We start from the raw sequence: 24268 nt of genomic DNA on the forward strand, positions 1-24268 counted from the left end.
AAATATTACTGTTTTATATTGATTATTATTTTATAATTTAAAGTAAATTTTATTGATCAATGTGATATTCGATTATTTTATTATGTAAAGTTTTTCTTCCTATTTTTAATATTTCGGCGCATTTGCTTTTATTGTTTTTGGAATGAAAAAGTGTTTGTTTTATTATTTCTTTTTCAGCTTCTTTTAGGCTAATTCCTATTGGCAGTGTTATTTTAAATGTAAGATTTTCATTATTCTTGATTTTTGCCGGTAAATCTTCTTTAGTTATTTTTTTACCTTTTGATAATATTAATGCGCTTTCAAGTACATTTTTTAATTCTCTAATATTGCCTGGCCAATCGTAATAATAAAGAGCTTTCATTGCATCATTAGAAAGAATTTTTTCTTCTCTATTGTTTTCTTTTGCAACGTCCTTTATTAGTATGTTTGTTAAATAGGATATATCATCTTTTCTCTCTTTTAAGGGCGGTATGTTTATATTAATGATATTTAATCTATAAAATAAATCTTCTCTAAATTTTCCCTTTTTAATTTCCTCTTCAATGTTTTTGTTTGTTGCAGCCAGGAGTCTAATGTCAACTTTAATTGTAGTTTCACCCCCAACACGTTCAAAGGTTTTGTTTTGTAGTACTCTTAAAAGTTTAACTTGAATTTCAGGAGAAATTTCTGCTATTTCATCAAGAAAAATTGTACCTTTGTTTGCAAGTTCAAATCTACCCTTTTTTTGGGAAATTGCACCGGTGAATGCTCCTTTTTCATGGCCAAAAAGTTCGCTTTCAAGGATGCTTTCAGAAAGTGCAGCGCAGTTTACTTTTATAAATGGTTTGTCATTCCTATTAGAAAGATCAAAAATAGCATCTGCTATTATTTCTTTACCAACACCGCTTTCTCCTGTTATAAGAACAGATGCATTTGAGTTTGCTATTTGTATTACAAGTTCAAAAATTTTTTGCATTAGTAGAGATTTCCCCATGATTTTTTCATAGTATTTTAAATCTTTTCTTATTATTATGTTTTCTAAATCGACATTTTCATTCTTGTTATTTTCTTTTTTATTTAACGATCTTTTTATTATTAGCAAAAGTCTTTCAAGGTCTAAGGGTTTTGTTAAAAAATCGTAAGCACCTTCTCTCATGGCATCTACAGCAGAATCAACTGTTCCGTGGGCTGTTAAAATAATAAAAGGTATTTTCAAGTTTTTTTCTTTAACTATTTTGAGCAATTTTTCTCCAGATATCTGGGGCATTCTCAAATCGGATATTATTACATCAAGATTTTCATTTTCAATTGTTTCAAGAGCTTCCTCTCCGTCGCTAGCAGTGAAAACGAAATATCCTTCATCCTCAAGATAAGTAGCAATTCCTTCTCTAATATTCTTTTCATCATCAGCTACAAGTATTTTGCTCATTTTCAATACCCTTCAATTAAAATATTTTTATTATTTAGTTTAGGAAGTGTAATTGTAAAAATAGTGCCTTTGTTTTCCTTGCTTTCCACAAAAATTTCACCCCCAAGCTCTTTTATTATTTTATAAGAGATGGTAAGACCTATTCCACTTCCTTTTTCTTTTGTGCTAAATTGAGGTTTAAATATTTCCTCTTTTACTTCATCTTTTATTCCATTTCCATTATCTTTTATGTTAATATGTATTTTATTGTCTTTTTCAAAAAGACAAATTTCTATTTTTTTTATTTCTTTTTTTGTTTCAAGTAATGCTTCTTCTGCGTTTTTAACGATATTTATAATAACTTGTTTTAATAGTTTTTCATCAATGAGAATATTGCTTGTTTTGTTTAAATTAAGCAATAGTTTTATGTTTTTGTTTTCTAATCCAGGATTTAACAATTCACAGACACTGTTTATTACTTGTTTAATGTCTTTTTCTTGTAAGTTAATTTTTATTGGTCTAACGGTTAATAAAAATTCTGTAACTATTTTATCTACTCTGTTTATTTCTTCTTTTATAACTTTAAAATAATTTTCAGCTTTACCATTTTTTATTTTTTGTTTTTGAATTTCCTTTTTTAGCAGTTGTAAATTTATATCGATGGCCCCAAGAGGGTTTTTGATTTCATGGGCAATATTTCTTGCATGTCTTGTAAAAGAGGCCAAAGCCTCAACTCTTCTAAATAGTTCCTCTTGTTTCTTTTTCTCTTTAATGTCTTCGATTAAAATAATATTACCTTCAAGTTTTTTCTCTTTAACATAAGGCATAAATGAAATTTTAATGTATATGTTGTTTGAGATTGGAACTTCTAATCCTATTATTCTATCTTCTGTTCTAACTAGTTCTTTTATTAAATTTATTAAGATTGGGATTTGAATATCATCAAGAATTTCTATTTTTGATTTGGATGTTAAAGCTAAAATTTGGTATAAAATCTTGTTTGAATAGACTATGTTGTTTTGTTTGTCAAGCACAATGATTCCTTCATTAATTGATGCAAATATTCCGTCATATATTTCTATTTTTTTGTAAATTTGTTCAATAAATTTAGTTTTTTGTTCATTAGATAATTTGTTTAGCTTTGTTAAAGCTTTTTTAAAAAAATTATTCATATCTCCTCGTAATTTAGCATCAAGTTTTCTATTATTAATTTTTTGTTTTGATTATAAGGGCGATATTTGCAAATATTTTTCAAATGTTTTGTGTATTTAATATATTGATTAATATTTATCTTATTTTCTAAAAAATCATTTCTAATATTAATTGCGAGTTCGTTTAAAAATACTTTAAAGCTTTGATCGTCTTTTATAAAATCGACTTCTTCAAGATTAAATATGGATTTTTTTTCTTTTATTATATTTAAAATTTTTATCAATTCTTTTTTTATTTTTTTGCTTTCTTCTTTGTAAAATGAAGCAAAATATTCCTCAATTGTTATATCTTTTTCTATTAAAAAGCTTTCTTTGAATTTTTGAATTTCTGATATTCTTGCTGTTTTTGTGAAATTATATACTCTAAGTCTTGATAGTATTGTTTTTGGTATTTTGTTTTTATTTCTTGCTGCTAAAATAAAATAAATATTTGAAGGAGGCTCTTCTAATATTTTTAAAAATGAGTTATGTACATTAAATGATAAATTTTCGATTTCGTTTATGTAAATTACCTTGGATTTTTCTTTTTCAGAAAAAATCCAAGTTTGAATTTTTTTTACATCAGAAACAGTAATACTATGATTTAGCTCTTTGTTTATATTTTCTATATTTTTTATAAGCTCATTTATTATGTTTATATTATATTCTTTTTTATAATAAACAGAATTAATGTAGTTAATATTTTTCTCTATTTTTTTCAAATTTTTTTCGTTACTGAAATAACATTTGGTAAAAATTACAGTTTTAATGTATTCTAAGTATTTATTTGCTATTTTGTACGAATTTGTAGAAAGATGTGCTTTTGCTTCTATTGTATCTAGATTTGAGAAAATGAGCAAATTAGGGTTTGTTAATTTGTTTTCGTTTAATATTTTTTTTGCAAGCTCAATTGCGCTGACCTTTTTTGATGAAAACTGTTCTCCCAATAAAAGAATTGCATTTGGCAATATTTTTTGATCATATTCGTTTATTATTTCTTTGGCGATCTGTGGAAGTATTGTCATTGTTGTTTCCTTATTTTGTTTTTGAGATTTTAAAGAGATAGTTTATTCCGGGATTTAAATAATCAAGGAGTTTGCTTTCTTTTAGGAAATATTCGGGCTTAAATATTTGTTGTGAGTATATTATGTAAACCACGATTGCAATTATTCCAAAGGCTTCAAGTAGACCAAGTACTAAACCCAGAATTCTATTGAAGAATAATAATTGCAGTTTGCTTATTATTGATTCTAGTAAAGATTGTAGGATTAAAAATCCTATATGTATGATTAAAAAAAATACAAGTAGAGCTTGAATATAGGATAGTTCAATAATAGGTTCAACCAGTTTTCTAAATTCTTCAGTTTTTTTATAAAGCAGTAGTATTAAAACAAAAACTTCAGCAAATCCGCCAATTTCTTTAATAAATCCTCTTAAAAATCCTCTAAACCCCAAAGATGTAAAAATTATTATTATTAATATGTCTACTATTCCGGTTATTTTTACAGGATCGTTTGCTATCATTTAGATTTTGTCTCCTTAATCTCTTTTATTAATAATTTGGCTATTAAAGTTGAAGAATTCTTATTATTAAATTTTTTGATATTTGCTTTTAGGGATTTGATTTTTTCTTCATCTTTTAAAGTATCTTTTATAATTTTCAAAATATTTGTATTTAAAATTTCATCTTCATCTATATAAATGCAAGCATTTTGATTTTTTAATAATTTGGCATTTTTAATTTGATCTCCTCTAGAGCCTTTTTTAAATGGAATCAAAATTACACATGTGCAAGCATTTGCAAATTCCTTTATTGCACCAGCTCCAGCTCTGCTTATTATTATATTGGAAAATTTAACTATGCTTGCCATTTCTTCTGCGTTAAAAAATTGTCTTCTTAAGTAATTTTTTTCTCTCTGGTCATTTAAATTTTTTCCCGATTGATGAATGAAGTAGAGTTCAATATCCTTTTTAATACAGAGCGCGAGACTATTTAAAGCATTAGCTCCAAGAGAGCCCCCGAGTATACTAACAATTGGTTTGTTAGTATTTTGAGTTAATTGTTTAATGATTTTAGGATTTGGAGTTAAAAATTCTTTCCTTATAGGAGATCCCGTGTAGATAATGTTTTTATGGTTTTTAAAGTATTTTTCACTTTCTTTAAAGCTTATGTATATTTTGTTTGCAAATTTAGAGTTAATTTTTGTTGCAAGTCCAGGATCTAGATCCATTTCATGGGTTATTCTTTTTATTTTTAGCAAACTAGATGCAATCATTGTAGGAGTTGAAACAAATCCTCCAGTTGCATAGATAATCTGAGGTTTATATTTTTTTAAAATGTAGAAACTTTTTATTATTCCAAGTAGTACTTTAAAAAAGTCAGTAAAGTTTTGAAAAGAAAAATAGCGCCTAAGTTTTCCGCATGGAACCGAAATAAATTTAATATTATTTTGCTCTTTTATTAATTTTTCTTCTATAGAATTTTTTTTGCCTATCCAAAAAAAATCAATTTCCGGGTCAAATTCTTTTAATTTTTGTATTATAGATATTCCTGGAAATACGTGACCCCCGGTTCCCCCCCCGGTAAAAAACATTATTTTTTTATTTGTCATATATTTGTTTACTCATAGTAACGATCAAGCATTTGCTTTGTAATAAATTTTTGTGCATTTTTTAATAATATAATATAATGCAATGCAAATATTGCCTTTGTATTAAAAAATCGATTCGATCTTTTAAATGAAATTTAAATGCAAAATGTATTTTTTAAGAAATTTTCAATCTGAACCCCTTCTTTTTTTAAAGCATTTTCTTTAATTGAATTTTTTATTATTAAGTGAATAGTTTTTGTTGTTTTTTCTATAGCTTGTTCTATTTCGAGCTTTTCTAGGTATCCTATAAGCAAGCTGGTAAATAAATCCCCTGTTCCACTGAAATTTTGTTCTAATTTTTCTAAAAAAAACTCTGAGTATTCATTGTTTTTAGGATTGTAACAAATGTTTCCCAAAAGATCTCCTTTTTTTACGCTTGTAACAACCACAACTCCTTTTGTATCAAGATTTAATATTGCCTTTATGATATCATCTTTGGTGTTAAGTGGTGAGCTTTTGCTTAACATTTCAAGCTCTGTTATATTGGGTGTTATTATGTTTGCATACTTTATTATTTTTCTAAATCCATTAATTATTTTACTATCAAATGTAGGATAAATTGTTCCATTGTCAGCAAATACTGGATCAATTATAATTTTTTCAAATTTTAACAATTTAATCATTTTTTCTATTGTTATTTGTTGCGTTTCGTTTCCTAGAAATCCCGTATAGAGTATGTCAAAATGCTCATTTTGCTCTTTCCATATTTTGATAAATTTTTCCAAATGATCAGTTAAATCCACCATTTCAAATTTTTTATAAGCTGTGGAAGCAGAAAGAACTGCTGTTACAAAAGGACATACTTGCATATTAAATGAAGATATTACTGGTATACATATTGTAAGAGATGTTCTTCCCATGCTTGAAATATCATGCATTGCTAAAATTCTTTTCATTATTTTTTCCCCTTATGTTGGTTTTTATAATTTTCTATTCTTGAATTTGCATCAATTCCAATTGGACTTTCTCCGTATTTTAGATACATATTAAATCCAAGTCCCGCAATCATTGCACCATTGTCCGTGCAAAGATCAAGAGGAGGGTAGTAAGTTTGTACTTTAAGTTTATTTATTTTTTTTCTTAAGTATAAATTGCTTGCAACTCCGCCTGCTATTACTAATTTGTTAATTTGAGTATCTTTTATTGCTCTTTTTAGTGGAATGATTAAATTTTCAAAGGCAGCTTTTTGAAAGCTTGCGGCGATATTATTTTTTGTTATTGGATTATCTTTGTTTTTGAATTTTTCGAGTTGGTGTATGCAAGCGGTTTTTAGCCCAGAGTATGAAAAATCATACCAGTTTTCTTTTTTTCTAAATGTGGTAACTGGAAATTTAAATGTGTTTTCATCTCCATTTTTAGACATTTGTTCGATGTTTGGACCTCCAGGAAATCCCATATCATAATGTTTTGCTACTTTATCAAAGGCTTCTCCGCAAGAATCATCTAGAGTTCTTCCAAGTATTTCAACATCATCAAAATTTTTTTGTTTGGCAATCAATGTATGCCCACCGCTTAATAATAATGATATAAATGGATATTCTATTTTTGAGTGCATTAAAGGAGCGTAAAGATGGCCTAAGATGTGGTCAATGCAAATAATAGGTTTTTTTAATGAAATTGCTAGACCTTTGGCAAAGTTTAAACCAACTATTAAAGATCCGATAAGTCCAGGTCTAGATGTTACAGCTATTAAGTCAATTTCAGATATTTTAGTATTTGCCTTTTTGAGTGCTTTTATGCAAACAGACATAATAGCTTCAGTATGAAGTCTTGAGGCAATTTCAGGTACTACGCCGCAATATTTTTCATGTTCTTTTTGATTTAATTTTATATTGCTTAAAATATTAATGCCGTTTTCTACTACAGCTATGCAGCAGTCATCACAAGAAGTTTCTATTCCAAGCACTTTCATCTGATTGGTTCCTCGTAAAGATTTAATAAGTTGTCAAATTCGAATTCTTGGTTTAAATTAGACTCTTCCTTTTTTAGGACTTTTAGTGTGTTTTTAGACCAAATGTGTCCGATTACTTTTACTATCCCATGTTTTCTTGCAATGGTTTTTGCTTTTTCAAGCTCTTTAAGTACGGACTTTTCTGTGTCTTTGCTATCAAGAAATACGTCTCTTTTTTCTACTTTAACCCCAATTTCTTTGCCTATCATTCCTGGTACGCTTCCTGCAATAGTTACGCTGTCGAAAAAATATCTCTCAATCTCTTTGAGCTTTAGCAAAATAATTTTCATCAAATCTTTATTTGAAGTTATTAAACTACCCATGTGGTTATTCATTATTTTTGCATCAGGATACATTTTAAATGTTTTTTCGATTTTTTTATGTATTTCTTCCTTATTGTCTTTTATGCTTATATGAAATTTTTCTATTGAATTTCTATGTTTTGATTGCATTGGAAAATGTATTATTATCGTTTTGTTATTATTTTTTAGTTTTTTGTATAAAATAGTTGATTTTGGTAAAAATGGAATAATAGCATAATTTATTTCAAGATTAAGTTTTATAAATTGTTCTAACATGAGTTCATCATAGCCCACATCGTCGATGATTAGGTAAAATTTAGGCCTGATTTCGGGGTTTTTATTTTCTTTGTTATTTTTTGTTATTAAATTATCTTTTTGTATTTTTTGGAACCTGTCTTTAAGTGGTGCATTTGCAACTTTTAAATTGTTGTTAAAATAGAAAAAGTTTGTAAATCTTTGAGTTACTGCAATGACAATAAAAATTATAATAAAAATTAGAATAATAAACTTATTTTTTTTAATATAAAATATAAACATTCATGACCACTGATTTACAAGTAGATCAGAACATGCCATGAATGTCAATGTTAATTTATCTCTTCTTTTAGTTTTTTAAGAACTCTTTTTTCTATTTGTCTTACAGTTTCTGAGGATATTCCAAGTTCTATTGAAATATCTTTTAAGGTGCTTTTTTTGGGACTATTGTCTAGGTTATATCTTTTTTTGATTATATATCTTTCTTTTTCATTTAATTTTGTTTCAAGTATATAATTTAAATGTTTTAGAGTTGAGTCTTGTTCAAGAGTAATTTCAGGGTTAAAAGAATTATCCTCATATAGGTTCAAAAGTGTTGAATTTTCAGATCCTTCTATTTCTTTATCTAGAGAATATTCTTTTTCAAGATAAGGAATAATTTTTATATACTGAGCAGGAGATAGGTTGAATCTTTTCATTATTTCTTCTTTTTTGGGTGATTTTTCTTCTTCTGTTAAATATTTATTTATTTGTAGTATTAAATTTTCTTTTCTGTATGGAACTTTCACCAATCTAGTTTTAGTGTTTAGTGCTCTTTGTAGTGATTGCTTGATCCAAAATGATGCATAAGTTGAAAATTTGGTGTTTTTATTCGGATCATATTTTTCAGCAGCTCTTATTAATCCCAGGTTGCCTTCTTGAATTAAGTCTTCAATTTTTAACCCTTTGCCAGCATATCTTTTTATTATTTTTAAAACAAGTCGCAAATTTGCGTTTATCATTTTGTTTTTTGCTTGTGCGCTGCCTCTTTGTATTTGTCCTGCAAGTTTAATCTCTTCTTCGTGAGTAATTAGCTTGTGTTCTCTTACCGATTTTAAATATATGCTTAAATCCTCGTTGCTAAATATATTCATAGTAGTATATTTTTTCTCCCCTTTTTTTGAATATTGTGATTAAGTTTTTATTAATTACTTAACTTTCATGCAAAAATTGTGCCAATTTAGTTTAAAAATAGTTTTAAATTAAATTGGATATAATTTTGAGGTGAGGAGTGGTTTTTAAATTATTTAGTTTTTTGCAATTGATTGTAAATCAAATTGGCAATTCCAAAGCTTTGAGATTGCGCTATTTGTTTTGCTCTTTGTTCGTACAGCATGTCTTCAAAAATTTCTTCTACTTGGCCTCCGCTTAGTAAATTTTGATTTTTGTTAAGAGTTTTTTTCATGCTCTCAAGCATTTGCTTGATAAATATAGCTTCAAATTCTAAAGAAGCTTTTAGAAGTTCTTCGTTTTTTTGAAAGGATTTTTTCATTTCTAAGGGATTTTTAAAATTATTTATTTGATTTTTAAATTTTAGGTTTTGTAAATTAATTTTAGTTTCCATTAACATCCTCCAAGATAAGTTCTCCTTTTAATTTATTGATTTTTTTGCAGCTTGAATTATTTGAATTAATTCTTTATGGCTAAAATTGTTGGAATTTGTCAATACGAATTCGTTTAATTTCATTGCGTTTATTTGAATTGTTGTTTTTTTATTATTTAAAATACTTTTATCGTCTTTTTCAATAAAAAATGTAAACGTTCCTATTGATGCATTTTCACTTGCTAGAATAATACCATTTTTTTTGTCTATTAGTATTTTAGGATTAGTTTCTATTTGAATATTCTCAATCTCTTCTAATAGACCCATGTTTTTTGCTTCTATTTCTATTGTGTTATCTGATTTAATTTTGTTGTTGATTTTTTTATGGGACAATATTTTATGAATTCTATTTATTAATGTATAATTTCCAATGCCTGTTAAAAAGTTTGTGTTTGTAGAGCAAATATTGGCAATTTCTTTTAATTTTACGCTTTCAGGTAGGTGATTGCTAAATGATTGTTTTGATTCTACTTCTGTTGAAACTTTGTTTGTTTGGGCTAATAGACTTGTTGCAAATGTAATTAACATTAACATTAGTTTTTTCATTCTTTACTCTATTTTTTTCATTTCTTTAATATCTATTATTTTATATCAATTATTGTAATTTAAGACAGATTAAAATTAATAATTTTTAGATTGAGAGAAGATAAAATAAAGCATTATTCTTTTTGTATTTTATTTAATTTTATTTCTTCATTTTTGGTTGTGTTGCGTATGACTTTATATTTACTATTGTTTAGTTCATTTAGACTTAAAACATCATTTATCCTTGTTGTGTTAATTTTGTATTTAAAATAGATGTTGTGTTCATTAAGGATTTCATTTTTTTTTAGATTTTCTTTTGCAAATACAATGGGTTCAATTATATCAATATACATATTGATATAATTGTGTTTTTTGTAACTTTCAAAATTTTTTGCATAATAAACTAGAGTTTTTTGAATTGGAATATTCTTGTAGGAGTTGTTGTTTTTTACTTTAAATTTTATTCTTTTGAAAAATTTGTCGTCTATGTTTATTTCAGATTCATCAAAGTTGAATTGAAGTATGTAGATATTTTCATTTGATAAATTTTTTGTGATGTAATAAATCATTTCAAAAATTATTGATTTTTTAGTTAAATGCGGGGGGATATATATTTTTGATAAGCTATGGTCGCTGCATATTTTTGAATACTTCTTTGAAAAGAAATATGCCTTACTAGGAGTAATAGTAAAGCACAAATCATGGTTAGCATTTATAATTGAGTTTGTTATGAAAAATAAAATAAAAATAAATAAATTTTTTTTTATTTTATTGCCTTTTTAAATTATTTGCTATTCCCAGCATATTGTCAGAGGTTTGAATAGCCTTTGAGTTTATTTCATAAGCTCTTTGAGCTACTATCATTGTTACCATTTCTTCTGCAATAGATACATTTGACATTTCAAGAATACCTTGTCTTAGTCTCCCCATGCCTTCACTTCCCGGTATTCCCGCTATTTCTTGGCCTGATCCAGCTGTTTCTTTAAATAAATTGCTTCCAATAGCGCTTAGTCCTGCGGGATTAACGAATCTTGATATTTCAATTTGCCCAAGTTCTATTGGTTCATTGTTGTTATCAATTTTTACCGACACTATTCCTTGATCAGATATTGTAATTGAGTTTTGGATGTATTCTTCTGGGAAGAATATATTAGGCAAAACCTTGTATCCTTGGCTTGTTACAAGTTCTCGATTAGAATCGATTTTAAATGATCCATCCCTAGTATATGCATAAGTTCCATCAGGTAGAAGAATTTTGTAAAATCCGTCTCCTTCAATGGCAACATCAGTGAGTAAATTGGTAGATTGCATTTTTCCTTGTTCAAATATTCTATGAGTAGCAGCAATTTTTGTTCCATGTCCAACTTGATTTCCAATCGGTCTTAAAGTATTTTCAGTTGCAGGAGTTCCTGCTCTATCTTGAGTTTGATAAATCAAATCTTCAAATTCTGATCTTACCTTTTTAAATCCTGTAGTATTCACATTTGAAAGATTGTTAGCAATTGTGTCTACATTGTATTGTTGCGCAGTCATCCCGCTTGCTGCTGTCCATAATGCTCTCATCATAAAATATGCTCCTTAATATTTTCCAATTTCATTTATTAATTTTCCTAATAGACTATCTTCAGTTTGTATTGTCTTTTGATTAGCTTCGTAAGCTCTGTTGATTTCAATCATTAAAACCATTTCTTTAACGGCATTAACATTGGAGGCTTCGAGTGCTTCTGTTTCTATTTTAGGCCTTAATGATATGTCAATTTCTTGCGCTTTGCCAGATGTTTTTGTATCAATCCATAAAGAATTTCCTTGTTTTTTGAGAAATCTGGGATTTTCAAAATTTACAATTCTGATGGTATCAAGCAGTGCATAATTTTCCCAAGAATTTTCATATTCACTAACAAGCCTTTTGGGATTTGATTCAAAGTTTGAATTGTGGAAAATTTGTCCTTGGGATGTTATTTTGAAATTATTTTTTTTCAAATAGATGTACCCTTTTTCTCCAAGAACAGGAAATCCGCTTTTTGTAACAAGAATCCCTTCTTTTCCGATAGTAAAAGAGCCATTTCGTGTATATCTTTCTCCATCCGAAGTTTGTATTACAAAAAATCCTTGATCAGTGAGTGCTAAATCTAATGGATTTCCAGTAGTTTTTAACGGGCCTTGTTCAAATTGTGTATATATCTCATTTTCTTCAACCCCTGTTCCTAGTTTGCCTACAATAGGAGCTGTTTCAAGATGTCCTTTGGGAAATTTATAAAGACCATCATCATTTAGTCTTCTTATTAGCATTTCTGGAAATGCTTTCTGAATGGATAAATCTTTTTTGTATCCAATAAGATCTATGTTCGCTAAATTATTTGAAACTACATCAAGCTTGCGCCTTTCTGCCATCATTCCGCTGGCAGCTGTATAAATTCCTCTTATCACAGTTAAATCCTTCAAGACAATTAACTTTACTAATATTAGCATTATTTGTCGTATATAACAATTAATTGACCCATTGTTTTTTTGTTTAATTTTATATTTCTTTATTTAGGTTTTTGTCTTAATAATTTAAATTATGAAATAAGTTGTATAATGATTTTTATGGCTAATTTTTAAATTATTTATCTTAAATTAGTAATTTAAAAAAAGAACTATAATTTAGAATTATTAGTTTTAAGGAGAATTGATGAATAAAATTTTTTCAAAGTTTTTTCTTTTTTTTTGTTTTGCGATATTTTTGTCTGCAAATTCAGAAGATTCAAATAAGAATGGAATTATTAATAAGACTGAAAACTTTAGTTTTGAAGATGAAGTTTTAGGGTATTGGGTTGGTTATGATGATGTGAGTAATATAAAAAATTCTATTATTTATATATATAAATATAATGGAGAAGTTTACGGTCGAATTTTGATGATAATAAAAGATGGCAAAAAGTATGATGCTGAAAACCCTTCAGGAGACACTGTTGTTGGGTTTGAAAATCTTGCAATAGAAGGACTTGATTTTATGTGGGGCCTTAAATATTCTTATGATTCTAAAAAGTGGGATAGAGGTAAAATAATAGATCCTAAAAACGGTAAAATTTATAATTCTGAAATGAGAGTTGATAGTAAAACCGGAAATCTTATTACCAAGGGGAAAGTTTGGATTTTTGGTAGAAGTAAAATTTGGACAAGAGCTAAAGTTGACGAAATACCAAAAGTAGACTTACATAATCTTGTTCCAGTTCCTCCTGTAAAAAAATAAATTTGGCTTTTGGTATTACTGTTTTAGTAGGAAATACATAAACATTAGATGGGATGAGTAAGTTATGAAAAATAAAATAGAGTATTACGATCAATTTATTACAAAAGTACCCGATTTCCCTAAAAAGGGTGTTCTTTTTTATGATATTACTAGTGTTTTATTAAAGCCTCAAGTTTATACCTCATTAATAAATGAGGTATATTCTTTTTATAATTTAAAGAAGATTGATTGCATCGCGGTTGTTGAATCTAGGGGATATTTGATAGGCGCTCCTTTATCTTTAAAAATGCAGCTTCCTCTTGTTTTAATTCGAAAAGAAGGTAAATTGCCCAGAGAGGTTTTTAGTGAAGAGTATGAGCTTGAGTATGGCTTTGGCAGAATAGAGGTACACAAAGATGATATTAAGATGTATTCCAATATTCTTTTAATAGATGATATATTAGCTACCGGCGGGACTTTAAAATCGTCTGCAATTTTGTTAGAGAGAGCCGGAGGCAGGGTTAAGGATATTTTTTGCTTTATTGAGCTTTGCGATATTAATGGTAGGCACATTCTTAAAGGCTATGAAGTTAATTCTCTTGTAAGGTACAATTACTCGAATGCTTGACTTTTCTTTTTTATTAAATTTACAATGTTTAGTTGAGGTAAGGTAATGTATGCATTGGTAGAAATAAATGGTAAGCAATATAAGGCTGTTGAGGGTGAATTTTTAAAAATAGATAAAATTTCTCCTGTTGAAGAAAAAAAGAAGTTAGAATTTAATAATATTTTGCTTATTAATAAAGATGGAGAGATTAAAATAGGAAAGCCTTATGTTATGAATTCTCTTATTAGATGTACCTATAAAGAAGATAAAAAAGATAAAAAGGTTGTTTCTTACAGATACAGAAGAAGAAAATCAAGTGAGAGAAAAGTTGGGCACAGGCAAATCTATTCTTATATTTTAGTTGATGAAATAGTTTTTTAAGTTTATTGATTAATGTTTTAGTAAAAGTAAAAGACGATGTAATCATTTATCTTTTAGCTGATGGTCATGCTATGAGCAAAAACAATGTTAACGTTGTCTGCTCTTCTTTTTCTTTCATTTTGAGAACCTTTTTTAGTGTTCTTGATTTTGAGGGTGAATTTTTTGTTGTAAAAAATTCAAAGAAAGGTTATTTAGAATTTAGACCCTTTTTTAAGGATTTAAGTAAAAAAAGTCTTTTTTATTATAGTAGGTTTTTAATTAGAGGCATGAGTGATTTATGCTTGGAGTATCCTAATGATATTAAATTAGTTTTGGAGGAAAATTAATGGCAACAAGTAAAAGTGGTGGTAGCTCAAAAAATGGACGAGATTCTATATCGAAGCGTCTTGGAGTTAAAAGAAGTGGTGGGCAGTTTGTTAAGGCTGGAGAAATAATTGTTAGACAAAGAGGTACAAAATTTCATAAGGGTAAAAATGTTGGCCTTGGCAGAGATTATACAATATTTGCGCTTTCATCTGGTAAGGTAGAGTTTAAAACTTTAAGGGGACGAAAATATGTAAATATTGTTTAATATGTAACCATTTTTTAGTTTTAATTGAAAAATTGGAGAAAGTTTGTATAACTTTAAGGACTCTGTTAATATAACGGTAGTTTCGGGCGATGGTGGTCCCGGATGTGTTTCTTTTTTGCGCGAGAAGTTTAATGCAAAAGGCGGTCCAGATGGTGGAAATGGCGGAAATGGTGGGAGTGTAATTTTCAAGGTGAGGGAAAATCTTTGCACCTTGTCTTTTTATAAAAATGGTCATGTGCTTTGTGCCGAAAATGGTAAATCTGGAATGGGCTTCAAGAGAAGTGGTGCTAATGGTAAAGATTTGATTCTTTTTGTTCCCCCAAATACAGGCATTTATAATGGAAATGATGGAACTCTTTTGTATAAGTTAAAAAATTTAACTGACGAGTTTGTTATCTTAAAAGGTGGCAGAGGTGGTCTTGGTAATTGGAATTTTAAAACTTCGGTTAGAAGGGCACCAAGGTTTGCTCAACCTGGAGAATCAGGCAATAGCTTGGATGTGCGTCTTGAGCTTTTTTTGGTGGCAGATATTGGACTTGTTGGGCTTCCTAATGCTGGTAAATCTTCTCTGCTAAATAGAATAACCTCAGCAAAATCTAGAGTTGCGAATTATCCTTTTACAACAAAGATTCCTCATCTTGGTATACTTAGATATTCTTGGGATGATTTAATAATTGCGGATATCCCAGGAATAATTAAAGGTGCTAGCTTTGGGGTAGGACTTGGAACTAAGTTTTTAAAACATATTGCTAAAACTAAAATTTTAGCTTTAGTAATTGATATTTCTGAAGCAAATTTTTTAGAGTCATATAACATTCTTTTAAATGAATTAAAATCTTATAGCTATGAGCTTTTTAATAAAAAAAAAATTATTGTTGCTAATAAACTTGATTTGGATAATTCTGATAGAAATTTTGATAGTTTGATAAAAACCCTGAAAAAAGAAAAAATTGTTGGCATCTCTATCTATGAAAATAGAGGAATTGATGAACTTATTAAAGAATTGTTTATTTTGGCTAAAACTTTTTAAAAAATTAATTTTTTATTGCGAGCTTTTTTTGTTTTTAAGACATTTATTTGATTTGGAGAAAAATAATTAATGAAAATTGCAATATTAGGTGGCACCTATAACCCAATTCATATTGGACATATTTTTTTGGCTAAAGAGATCGAGTATTTATTAAATATCGATAAAGTAATATTTATTCCTACTTGTAATCCGGCCCATAAATTGATTGGGGATGAGATTAGTATTAAAAATAGAATAGATATGCTTGGGCTTGCATTAGAGAATGAAAGTAAAATGTTTATAGATGATTGCGACATAATAAATGGTGGTATAACTTATACCGTTGATACTATTTCTTGTGTAAAAAAAAAATATAAAAACGCCAAGCTTTTTTTGGTTATTGGTGATGATCTTTTCAAGAATTTTGATTCATGGAAAGATCCCCAAAGTATTGTAAGCTCTGTTGATCTTGTTGTTGCTCACAGAATTTACAAAAAGAGGCTGAAAAGTTCCTTTAAGCATACTTATATAAATAATAAAATAATATCAATTTCCTCAACAGAAATTAGAAATAGAATTGCAAATGGACTTCCTGTTAATTATTTACTACCCTTTGGTGTGTTAAAATACATTAAAGATAATAATTTATATGTTAAAAAGGTAAATATTTGAGAAAAGATTTAATTTTTTTAGTTCTAATTGTTCTAATAATAGCAAGTGTAGTAATTTTTTTTATGAAAAGTTCGAAAAAAGAGTTGATTTACTTTGAGCTTAATACAAAAAGCAATATTAGTTTTTTGTGTATAGTAGAAGATCCTAATAGAAGTCTTGTAAGTATGCAAGAAATTTTTATTAATATAAAAACAGGAAATCTTGGGCTTTTAGATATTCCAATCCATACTGGATATGAAGATTTAAAAGGTAATATATCTTGGTTTAAAGATCTTTATAAAAAAAATTCTTTTAATAAATTTTTATCTAAAATTTATACACAATTGTCCCATGAACCAGATTATTATATTCGTTTTCAAAAAGAAAATTTTGTTAAACTTATTGATTATTTGGGAGGGGTCAGACTTTTTGTTAAAAATCCAGTAAAAATTTATAATTTCGAAGATTCTATTTTAATACCTTCTGGTACTTCTAATTTTGATGGTGATAAAGTGTATGATTATTTGAGATATTTTAATGATGTTAATCATTTTGAGGAGAGGGTTGAGTTTTTTAAAGAGTTTTTTAAGAAACTTCTTTTTCAAATTTCAGATTTTGGTATCGAAAATGACAATTTTTTTAAAATATATTCTATGTTAGACACTAATCTTTCAGAAGTTGTTTTTAAGTATATTGTTAAAAATTATAAAATAAATAATGATAAAATTATTTCTATTAATATTAAAGGACAAGAAGAGATTTTTAAAGATAATGATAATAATTTGATAAAGGTGGTTTTTCCTTATTATGGGGGCGCTATTTTAAAAGAATCGGTGGAAAAATTGAATAAAGAGTTAGTTAATGAGGGCTTGCAAGAGATAGTAAAGATTGTTATTTTAAATGGAACAAAAGTTATTGGGCTTGCAAAAAAAACAGCAAATATTTTTAATTCTTTAAAATTTAAAGTTTTGAAATTTGGTAATGCAGATAAAAATTCTTATAAAAATACTTTGATTATAAACAATTCAGATAATTTAGAAATGGCTGTTAGAGTTGGAGAGGTAATCAAAGCTTCAAATATTAAGCCAATTTCTGAGGTTCAAGCTAAAAGATTGTTAGAGCTTGATAATCTCGATATTAATCCTGATGTAATAGTTGTTTTAGGAGATGATTTTGATGGAAGATATGTTAAAAGTAAATGATATTAATGCTTTATGTAAAATAATAAGCGATTTTAATGGGATTGACGTTATAGGTATTAATGTTAGTAATATTTGTAATTGGACTGATTTTTTTATAATAGCTACTTTTGTATCATTTAAGCAAATGGAGGCTTTGTATATTGATAAAATAGTTAAATTTTTTAAAGAAAAAAAAATTAATCTTAATGTTCAGGGAAAAGGATTGGTTTATGACTGGACTATTATTTCAGGTGGAAATCTGGTTATTCATTTAATGAGCGAAAAATCTAGAGAATATTATGAGATTGAAAAAATATGGTCCAAAGGGATTATTATTTATCCTTAATTACTGTTTAATTAAAAAAACTAAAAATATCATAAAAATATGTTTACAAAAAATAGAAAATATTTTAGATTTAAGGTATGTACTTTTTGCGGGAGGCTTATAAGTGGATATTACAGACATAAGGATTAAGAAAGTTGAAGGTAAAAATTCTGGTTCTAAATTGTTAGCATATGTTGCTGTTACTTTTGATAATTGTTTAGTTCTTCACAATATTAGAGTTATTAAAGGGCAAAAGGGAGTATTTATTGCTATGCCTAACAGAAGAACTAGAGTTGGTGAGTATAAAGACATTGTACATCCTATTAGTCAAGACTTTAGAAAAACTTTGCAAACTTCTATTTTTAAGGAATATATAAGAGAAAATCCAGCTGATCTTGAGCTTGAATTAGATTTTTAGATAATTGTTGACAAAGCGTGTTGTATTTTGTATGCTTGTCAATTGTAAGTATTAAGGTATTTGGGACGTCGACAAGCGGTAAGTCAACTGGTTTTGGTCCAGTCATTCGAGGGTTCGAATCCTTCCGTCCCAGTATTTTACATTAGGAGTTTTTTGGTGGAAAATAACAGGGTTTTAAGTTGCGAATATAGGTCAAACTTTGGATCTTCTAGTGCTCGCAGAATAAGAGCTAAATATGAAATTCCAGCTGTTGTTTATGGGCAGGGTAATGATGTTTCGCATTTAAAAATTAAGAATAGTGAGTTTAATAAGAAATTTGCAAAGTTTACAGACAATACTGTCTTAATATTAAACGATGGTAAGCTTGAAAGATGTGTTTTTGTTAAAGATGTTGCAGAAAATATTGCCAGCAAGCTCATTTATCATATTGATTTTTATGAAGTGGACAGGCATGTTGAACTTGAAAGATATGTTCCAATTAAGCTTACTGGGGCTTCTGTTGGAGTTAAGGAAGGCGGAGTTTTAACTGTTTTAAAAGAGCAAGTTAAGGTAAAGTCTTTACCTCTAGACTTGCCTGAATTCATAGAGCTTGATTTGACTCCCGTTAATAAAGGAGATAGCTTTCTTCTTAAAGATCTTATTTTGCCTTCTAATGTTAGACTTGCAGAAAATGACGAAAATTTGGAAGTTGTTACTATAAAGTGATTTTATGGGGTTGTTGATACTTGGATTAGGAAACCCTGGATTAGAATTTTCTTTAACTAGACATAATGTTGGCTTTTCTCTTTTAGATAAAATTGTTTCTAAGAAGGGCCTTTCTTTAAAGAGGAAAAAAAAGTATGAATATGCAGAGTTAAGGGTGATTTCTAGAAGAGTAATTTTGGTTAAGCCATTGACTTATATGAACCTAAGCGGGTCTATATTCCCTTCAATATTTTCAGATTTTTATATGTGTATAAAAAATTTATTGGTAGTTCTTGACAACATTGATCTTCCCTTGGGAAAATGTAGGCTTAGAGAGCGAGGTGGGGTTTCTACTCATAATGGTATTAAATCAATTTCAAATGTTCTTGGAAGCTCTGATTACAATAGGCTTTATATTGGAGTTGGAAGTAATGTTATGTGTGATATAAAGAGTTTTGTTCTTTCTAGATTTTGCAAGGATGAAATAGATAGACTTGAAAAATTGTATAACTTTTTAAGTGATGAGTTACTTGATATTACTGAGGCAAATTTTAAAAATAAGGTTCAAAAAATCAATTCTAGTAATTTTTAATGTATTTTTTAGACGATAATATACAAATTAAAATAGATAAATTTTATAAAAAAAATTTTTTAAGTAAAAATCGGGTTATTGTTGCTTTTTCTGGAGGGGCCGATTCTACAACTTTATTATTGAATTTAAAATATTATTTAAATAATAATATTATTGCGTTTTATTTTGCTCATTTTATTAGATCTGATAATGAGCAGAATAAAGAGATAGAGCATGTAAAGGGGTTTTGTGATCTTTACAATATTGATTTAAAAATTAAGAAATGTGATATAGATATAAAAAGTGAGTCAGTTAGGCTGGGAGTATCTATTGAAGAGCTTGCAAGAAAGTTTAGATATAATGCTTTAGAAAATGCGCTTAAAGAAAATGATGCAAGCTATATTGCACTTGCTCATAACGAGAACGATCAAATTGAAACAATCATTATGAGATTTTTTCAAGGATCTTTTCTGGATGGACTTACAGGTATTCCCGATGTTAATAGAAATATTATAAGACCTTTACTCGAGGTTTCAAGGCTAGAAATTGAGAGTTTTTTAGCTTTGAATAATGTTAGTTTTTTTGTTGATAGTACAAATTCTCAAAATTTATATTTAAGAAATAGAGTTAGAAATAATTTATTACCTTATATAAAAAAGATTTTTAAAGGGTATGAAAAATGTCTTAAAAGAATATCTGAATTTTCAAAGGAATTTGCAGATTATTTTGAAAAAGATGAATTTTTTCCCTTTGATAAAGGTAAATATTATTATTCTTTTGATTTGAAAACTTTTTTAGATTTTCCCAAGTATTTGGTGTTTAGATTGATTTTTAAAATTTTAAATTTAGAGGGAATTGTAACTAAAGTTTCTTATAAATCTCTTAATGAAATGTTTAAAGTGGAGATTGATAAAAAGAAAAACAATGTTTTGTTAAAAACCAATGAATTTTTTTTAGAAAAAAGGCATAATAAAATTAATTTGATTTTTAAAAGGGATGAGAAATTTTACAAACCTTTTGATTTTATTTTAGAAGTTGGCAAATGGCATAGTTTATCTTTAGGTAAGATTTTGCTAAAATGTGTAGAGTGCAATGCAGTTTCGATATCAAGGCTAAAATGTTGTTCTTATGAGTTTAGATATAAATTTTTTAAGGATAGATTGAAAGCAAAAAAATTTTTTTCTAAGTTTATAAGGTGTAATCCAATGTATTTAATCTTATTAGCACTAGATAATAGGTTAATTGGAATTATTGATTTAAATACTTTAAACTTAGTATGGAGTGAGAAAAAAATTCTTAAAAAAATTAGTATATCTTTGATTGGAGGGCTTTTAAAGGAATGAATGGCAATAATAATATGAATAATAATGGAAAGTCTAATAACAAAAAAAAGAATAAAAATTGGATTTTAGGGCTTGTTGTTATTTTTTTAATTTCAGCAATATTTATGTCATATTTTATAAGGGGGGGAGAAAGCTATAAAAATGTTCCTTATAGTACTTTTCAGAGTTATTTAGACAATGGTTTGGTTGAGTCTGTGGTAATAATTGATAAAAATTTGATTCAATTTATTGTCAAAGGTTCTAATTTTACAAAATCTTATTTTTCTACCAGTATCCCTTATCTTGATATAAATCTGCTTTCAGAATTAAAGAGTAAAAAAGTAGAACTTAGTTCAGGTAAAAGCCAAGCTTCTTTGATTGGGGTTTTATTACAAACTTTGCCATGGATTTTATTTTTTGTTTTCTTTTTCTTTATATTTCGTCAAACTCAAGGTGGCGGTGGAAAAGTTTTTACATTTGGAAAAAGCAATGCTCAAAAGTATGAAGCTGGAAAGAACAAAATAACCTTTAAAGATGTGGCTGGTCAAGAAGAGGTTAAGCAAGAGCTTTACGAAGTTGTTGAATTTCTTAAAAACCCAAAAAAATTTGAAAAAATAGGTGCAAAAATTCCTAAAGGGGTGCTTTTGGTTGGTTCTCCGGGTACTGGTAAGACTTTGCTTGCCAAAGCTGTTGCTGGAGAGGCTGGGGTTAGTTTTTTTCACATGTCAGGTTCAGATTTTGTCGAAATGTTTGTTGGAGTTGGAGCAAGTCGTGTTAGAGATTTATTTGACAATGCTAGAAAAAATTCTCCATGTATCATTTTTATTGATGAACTTGATGCTGTTGGTCGAAGCCGTGGTGCAGGGCTTGGGGGCGGTCATGATGAAAGAGAGCAAACTCTTAATCAGCTGTTAGTTGAAATGGATGGATTTGGAACGTATACTAATGTAATTGTTATGGCTGCCACAAATCGTCCAGATGTTCTTGATTCTGCTTTGCTTAGGCCTGGACGATTTGATAGGCAAGTAACAGTTTCTTTGCCTGATATTAAGGAAAGAGAGGCAATATTAAATATTCATTCTGCAAAAACAAAACTTTCAAAAGATATTAATTTACAGGTAATAGCAAGAGCTACTCCTGGAGCTAGTGGTGCTGATCTTGCAAATTTAATTAATGAGGGAGCCTTAATAGCTGCAAGAAATAATCAAGATGAAATTTTAATGAAGGATATGGAAGAAGCTAGAGATAAAATATTGATGGGGGTTGCAAAAAAATCTATGACTATTACCGATAAACAAAAGCTTGAGACGGCTTATCATGAGGCAGGTCATGCCTTGCTTCATTATTATCTTAAATATGCTGATCCACTCCATAAGGTTACTATTATTCCAAGAGGTAGGGCACTTGGTGTCGCATTTTCGCTTCCAAGGGAAGATAGGCTTTCAATAAACAAGCATCAAATTCTTGATAAAATAAAGATATGTTATGGTGGTTATGCTAGTGAGCAAATAAATTTGGGTGTTACAACAGCGGGTGTTCAAAATGATTTAATGCAAGCTACTAGTTTGGCTAAGAAAATGGTTACAGAGTGGGGAATGGGGGAAGAAGTTGGGCCAATATTTTTGGTAGATGATGAAGCGCCCATTTTTCTTCCAAAAGAGTTTTCAAAGGCTAAGGCTTATTCTGAGAACACTGCTGATAAAGTTGATAGAGAAGTAAAAAGAATACTTGAAGAATGCTTAAAAGAGGCATCAGATATTCTTATAAAGCATAAAGATCAACTTGTTAAGCTTGCAAAAGAACTTGTTTTAAGAGAAACTTTGACAGATAAAGAAGTGAGAGAGCTTTTGGGGTTTGAAGCTAGTAAAGATGAATACGATTTATTTGCAGCAAACTCTGTTGCAAAAGAAGTAAAGGAGGAAGATATAAAAGGTTAGGGGAAGTTTTTATGTTTTATTTAAAGATGGTTTTGATTCTTTTTATTTCTATAAATCTAGATGCAATTTCAGTTAAAGAAGATGAAGATATTTCAAGTATTCTTTTCAATGAATCTAAAAATTTTTCCAATTTTCAAAAAGGAATTGATTTAATTTATGGATCTCTTGATTTCAATTTGCTAGCTTCAGACTCTCTTTATGAGCTTGCGTTAAAAGAGGATATTGCTTTAATAGATAAAATTTATCTATTAAAAAAAGCAATTAAAATTAATAACTTTAAAGCAACAACTCTTAAAGAAATATATGCTTATTATTTTGCATTGCTTTTAAGGCAAAATGAAAATAAGAATATGTATAAAGAAATTATTACTTTGTATGGAAGCTTGAATGAAGAATTGCAAATAGATAAAGATTTAATTTGTATGAGACTTGAAGCTTCTGGAAGACTTGAAAGTTTTGGAGATGATTTTAAAAAAATTTTATTTAAAGCTTTTTCCTTGTATGGTAATGATTTTTTATTTTTTAAATGGTTTTTAAAAGAAGATAGATTCTTTTTTAGCATTTTTAATACTATTAAAGCAAAAGAAGATTTTTTCTTTACAACTGAAAATATTAATTATATATTGAGAAACTCAGATTTTAATTATGACAATTCTGTTTCTTTGTTTTCTTTTCTCAAGGGCAAAATTAAAGAATATAGTGGAATTCATGGTATTTATTTTTTAAAATATAAACTTTTAGAACCCGATGAAGCTTATAGGGTTTTTAAAAAATTTCCTCCTAAGATAATAAGTGAATATAAAATGTTTTATGATCTTTTAGAGGATCCTGACATGAAGAGTAAATTTTTAGAAGATTATAAAAGTTTGTCGGGAATTTATTGTATTGATAATAAAAATAATATTGTCATACTCAAAGATGGAGTTTTAGTAGGTGTTTTTTCAGGAATAGTAGATTTTGGCGATAAATTTAGCTTAAATAACAGGTTTTTAAATAAAATTTATTTTAAAGGCAAGTCTCCAGTTTATTATGAGAATAGTTTACTTGGTTATAAAATAAATTATTCTGCTTACCCTTATGTTGATATGATTGAGGTTCAATACTCTGATAAAACAGATGTTTATGTTTTTGCTTTGCATTCTTTTAAGTTTAATCTTTTTAACAATTTAGGCTACGATTTAAATAATCTTGGAATCAGGGAGTTGTTCTTGATTAACATTAAAAATTTTTTTCTACCCACTGCTTTAGATTTATTTTTTGAAAAAATTTCTGTTTTAGATATTAGGTCAAGTTTGATAAGTAAGAAAAAATATTTTGGATCTAATTTAGTAGAAATTAAAAATTATGTGCTTGGAAGCTTAGTTTCAATTTATAGAAAAGTTAATGGTTCTAAAAAATTTAATTATATTGAAATTTATGAGAAGGGTAAATTAAAAATAAAGAAAATTTTGTTGGATGATGATTATTTTGAAAGTTATTATTCTTTTGAATGATAAC

At 27.9% G+C, this 24268-nt stretch carries 27 protein-coding genes, 1 tRNA gene and 2 pseudogenes; 16 read left to right on the top strand and 14 right to left on the bottom strand.

Going from position 1 to position 24268, the window contains the following annotated elements:
* Nucleotides 1–49: 49 nt before the first annotated feature.
* The 14 genes and pseudogenes from HNP68_RS01765 to flgF all read right to left on the bottom strand — a co-directional run bounded on the left by HNP68_RS01765 (nt 50) and on the right by flgF (nt 12330).
* Nucleotides 50–1408: a sigma-54-dependent transcriptional regulator gene (locus HNP68_RS01765; protein ID WP_183219780.1), complete on the bottom strand. Its 1359-nt coding sequence runs from the start codon at nt 1406–1408 to the stop codon at nt 50–52.
* Nucleotides 1409–1410: 2 nt separating this feature from the next.
* A complete protein-coding gene (locus HNP68_RS01770; protein WP_183219782.1) occupies nt 1411–2559 on the bottom strand; it encodes a two-component system sensor histidine kinase NtrB in 1149 nt (382 codons plus the stop codon).
* The gene (locus HNP68_RS01775) at nt 2556–3602 is read right to left on the bottom strand and encodes a hypothetical protein (RefSeq protein ID WP_183219785.1); all 1047 of its coding nucleotides are present in this window, start codon (nt 3600–3602) and stop codon (nt 2556–2558) included. Before HNP68_RS01775 ends, HNP68_RS01770 begins: the two co-directional genes overlap by 4 nt.
* A 10-nt stretch (nt 3603–3612) precedes the next feature.
* The gene (locus HNP68_RS01780; protein WP_183219787.1) at nt 3613–4101 is read right to left on the bottom strand and encodes a CvpA family protein; all 489 of its coding nucleotides are present in this window, start codon (nt 4099–4101) and stop codon (nt 3613–3615) included.
* Nucleotides 4098–5189 (bottom strand): undecaprenyldiphospho-muramoylpentapeptide beta-N-acetylglucosaminyltransferase, encoded by a 1092-nt coding sequence (gene murG / locus HNP68_RS01785; protein WP_183219789.1) that lies wholly within the window; start codon nt 5187–5189, stop codon nt 4098–4100. Before murG ends, HNP68_RS01780 begins: the two co-directional genes overlap by 4 nt.
* A gap of 134 nt (nt 5190–5323) precedes the next feature.
* Nucleotides 5324–6124 carry a PfkB family carbohydrate kinase gene (locus tag HNP68_RS01790; protein ID WP_183219791.1) on the bottom strand — a complete coding sequence of 267 codons (801 nt, stop codon included), beginning with the start codon at nt 6122–6124 and terminating at the stop codon, nt 5324–5326.
* A pseudogene (gene tsaD / locus HNP68_RS01795) lies at nt 6099–7140 on the bottom strand (tRNA (adenosine(37)-N6)-threonylcarbamoyltransferase complex transferase subunit TsaD). The gene HNP68_RS01790 and the pseudogene tsaD overlap by 26 nt, the downstream one beginning before the upstream one ends.
* Nucleotides 7137–8018 (bottom strand): divergent polysaccharide deacetylase family protein, encoded by an 882-nt coding sequence (locus tag HNP68_RS01800; protein ID WP_183219796.1) that lies wholly within the window; start codon nt 8016–8018, stop codon nt 7137–7139. The pseudogene tsaD and the gene HNP68_RS01800 overlap by 4 nt, the downstream one beginning before the upstream one ends.
* Before the next feature lie 50 nt (nt 8019–8068).
* The gene (rpoS, locus tag HNP68_RS01805; protein WP_183219804.1) at nt 8069–8869 is read right to left on the bottom strand and encodes an RNA polymerase sigma factor RpoS; all 801 of its coding nucleotides are present in this window, start codon (nt 8867–8869) and stop codon (nt 8069–8071) included.
* Between the two features lie 149 nt (nt 8870–9018).
* A complete protein-coding gene (locus HNP68_RS01810) occupies nt 9019–9339 on the bottom strand; it encodes a rod-binding protein (protein WP_006068591.1) in 321 nt (106 codons plus the stop codon).
* Nucleotides 9329–9924: pseudogene (locus HNP68_RS01815) on the bottom strand (flagellar basal body P-ring protein FlgI). The gene HNP68_RS01810 and the pseudogene HNP68_RS01815 overlap by 11 nt, the downstream one beginning before the upstream one ends.
* 113 nt (nt 9925–10037) lie before the next feature.
* Nucleotides 10038–10472 (bottom strand): hypothetical protein, encoded by a 435-nt coding sequence (locus HNP68_RS01820; protein WP_183219806.1) that lies wholly within the window; start codon nt 10470–10472, stop codon nt 10038–10040.
* Nucleotides 10473–10671: 199 nt separating this feature from the next.
* Entirely contained in the window at nt 10672–11469 is a 798-nt protein-coding gene (gene flgG / locus HNP68_RS01825) for a flagellar basal-body rod protein FlgG (RefSeq protein WP_183219808.1), read from the bottom strand.
* Between the two features lie 12 nt (nt 11470–11481).
* Nucleotides 11482–12330, bottom strand: a complete 849-nt coding sequence (gene flgF, locus HNP68_RS01830) for a flagellar basal-body rod protein FlgF (RefSeq protein ID WP_183219810.1) — start codon at nt 12328–12330, stop codon at nt 11482–11484.
* A 244-nt stretch (nt 12331–12574) separates the two neighbouring features.
* Between flgF and HNP68_RS01835 the strand changes: the two genes are divergently transcribed.
* The 16 genes from HNP68_RS01835 (at nt 12575) to HNP68_RS01910 (ending at nt 24264) form a co-directional block, all read left to right on the top strand.
* A complete protein-coding gene (locus tag HNP68_RS01835; protein ID WP_183219812.1) occupies nt 12575–13135 on the top strand; it encodes a DUF2147 domain-containing protein in 561 nt (186 codons plus the stop codon).
* 64 nt (nt 13136–13199) lie between these two features.
* Complete coding sequence (locus HNP68_RS01840) at nt 13200–13742, top strand: adenine phosphoribosyltransferase (protein WP_183219814.1); 543 nt, start codon at nt 13200–13202, stop codon at nt 13740–13742.
* 45 nt (nt 13743–13787) lie between these two features.
* Complete coding sequence (gene rplU / locus HNP68_RS01845; protein WP_183219816.1) at nt 13788–14102, top strand: 50S ribosomal protein L21; 315 nt, start codon at nt 13788–13790, stop codon at nt 14100–14102.
* Nucleotides 14103–14107: 5 nt separating this feature from the next.
* Nucleotides 14108–14428 (top strand): ribosomal-processing cysteine protease Prp, encoded by a 321-nt coding sequence (locus HNP68_RS01850; protein WP_183219818.1) that lies wholly within the window; start codon nt 14108–14110, stop codon nt 14426–14428.
* The gene (gene rpmA / locus HNP68_RS01855; RefSeq protein WP_183219820.1) at nt 14428–14673 is read left to right on the top strand and encodes a 50S ribosomal protein L27; all 246 of its coding nucleotides are present in this window, start codon (nt 14428–14430) and stop codon (nt 14671–14673) included. Before HNP68_RS01850 ends, rpmA begins: the two co-directional genes overlap by 1 nt.
* A 43-nt stretch (nt 14674–14716) precedes the next feature.
* On the top strand, nt 14717–15703 hold the full coding sequence (obgE, locus tag HNP68_RS01860; protein ID WP_183219830.1) for a GTPase ObgE: 987 nt from the start codon (nt 14717–14719) through the stop codon (nt 15701–15703).
* Between the two features lie 69 nt (nt 15704–15772).
* On the top strand, nt 15773–16354 hold the full coding sequence (gene nadD / locus HNP68_RS01865) for a nicotinate (nicotinamide) nucleotide adenylyltransferase (protein ID WP_183219832.1): 582 nt from the start codon (nt 15773–15775) through the stop codon (nt 16352–16354).
* On the top strand, nt 16351–17535 hold the full coding sequence (locus tag HNP68_RS01870) for an LCP family protein (RefSeq protein WP_183219834.1): 1185 nt from the start codon (nt 16351–16353) through the stop codon (nt 17533–17535). Before nadD ends, HNP68_RS01870 begins: the two co-directional genes overlap by 4 nt.
* Entirely contained in the window at nt 17510–17860 is a 351-nt protein-coding gene (gene rsfS, locus HNP68_RS01875; protein WP_183219843.1) for a ribosome silencing factor, read from the top strand. Before HNP68_RS01870 ends, rsfS begins: the two co-directional genes overlap by 26 nt.
* A 103-nt stretch (nt 17861–17963) precedes the next feature.
* On the top strand, nt 17964–18257 hold the full coding sequence (gene spoVG, locus HNP68_RS01880; protein WP_091971594.1) for a DNA-binding protein SpoVG: 294 nt from the start codon (nt 17964–17966) through the stop codon (nt 18255–18257).
* 61 nt (nt 18258–18318) lie between these two features.
* Nucleotides 18319–18390, top strand: a tRNA-Gln gene (locus HNP68_RS01885).
* Between the two features lie 23 nt (nt 18391–18413).
* Nucleotides 18414–18962 carry a 50S ribosomal protein L25/general stress protein Ctc gene (locus tag HNP68_RS01890; protein WP_183219845.1) on the top strand — a complete coding sequence of 183 codons (549 nt, stop codon included), beginning with the start codon at nt 18414–18416 and terminating at the stop codon, nt 18960–18962.
* Nucleotides 18963–18966: 4 nt separating this feature from the next.
* Nucleotides 18967–19533: an aminoacyl-tRNA hydrolase gene (gene pth / locus HNP68_RS01895; RefSeq protein WP_183219847.1), complete on the top strand. Its 567-nt coding sequence runs from the start codon at nt 18967–18969 to the stop codon at nt 19531–19533.
* Nucleotides 19533–20855, top strand: coding sequence for a tRNA lysidine(34) synthetase TilS (gene tilS, locus HNP68_RS01900; protein WP_183219849.1), 1323 nt, complete (start codon nt 19533–19535; stop codon nt 20853–20855). The genes pth and tilS overlap by 1 nt, the downstream gene beginning before the upstream one ends.
* Nucleotides 20852–22771 carry an ATP-dependent zinc metalloprotease FtsH gene (gene ftsH / locus HNP68_RS01905; protein WP_183219851.1) on the top strand — a complete coding sequence of 640 codons (1920 nt, stop codon included), beginning with the start codon at nt 20852–20854 and terminating at the stop codon, nt 22769–22771. The genes tilS and ftsH overlap by 4 nt, the downstream gene beginning before the upstream one ends.
* A gap of 11 nt (nt 22772–22782) precedes the next feature.
* On the top strand, nt 22783–24264 hold the full coding sequence (locus HNP68_RS01910) for a hypothetical protein (protein WP_183219853.1): 1482 nt from the start codon (nt 22783–22785) through the stop codon (nt 24262–24264).
* The last annotated feature ends 4 nt before the right edge of the window (nt 24265–24268 follow it).

It is taken from the genome of Borreliella yangtzensis (genome assembly GCF_014201775.1).
In the GTDB taxonomy this organism is placed as follows: Bacteria; Spirochaetota; Spirochaetia; order Borreliales; family Borreliaceae; genus Borreliella; species Borreliella yangtzensis.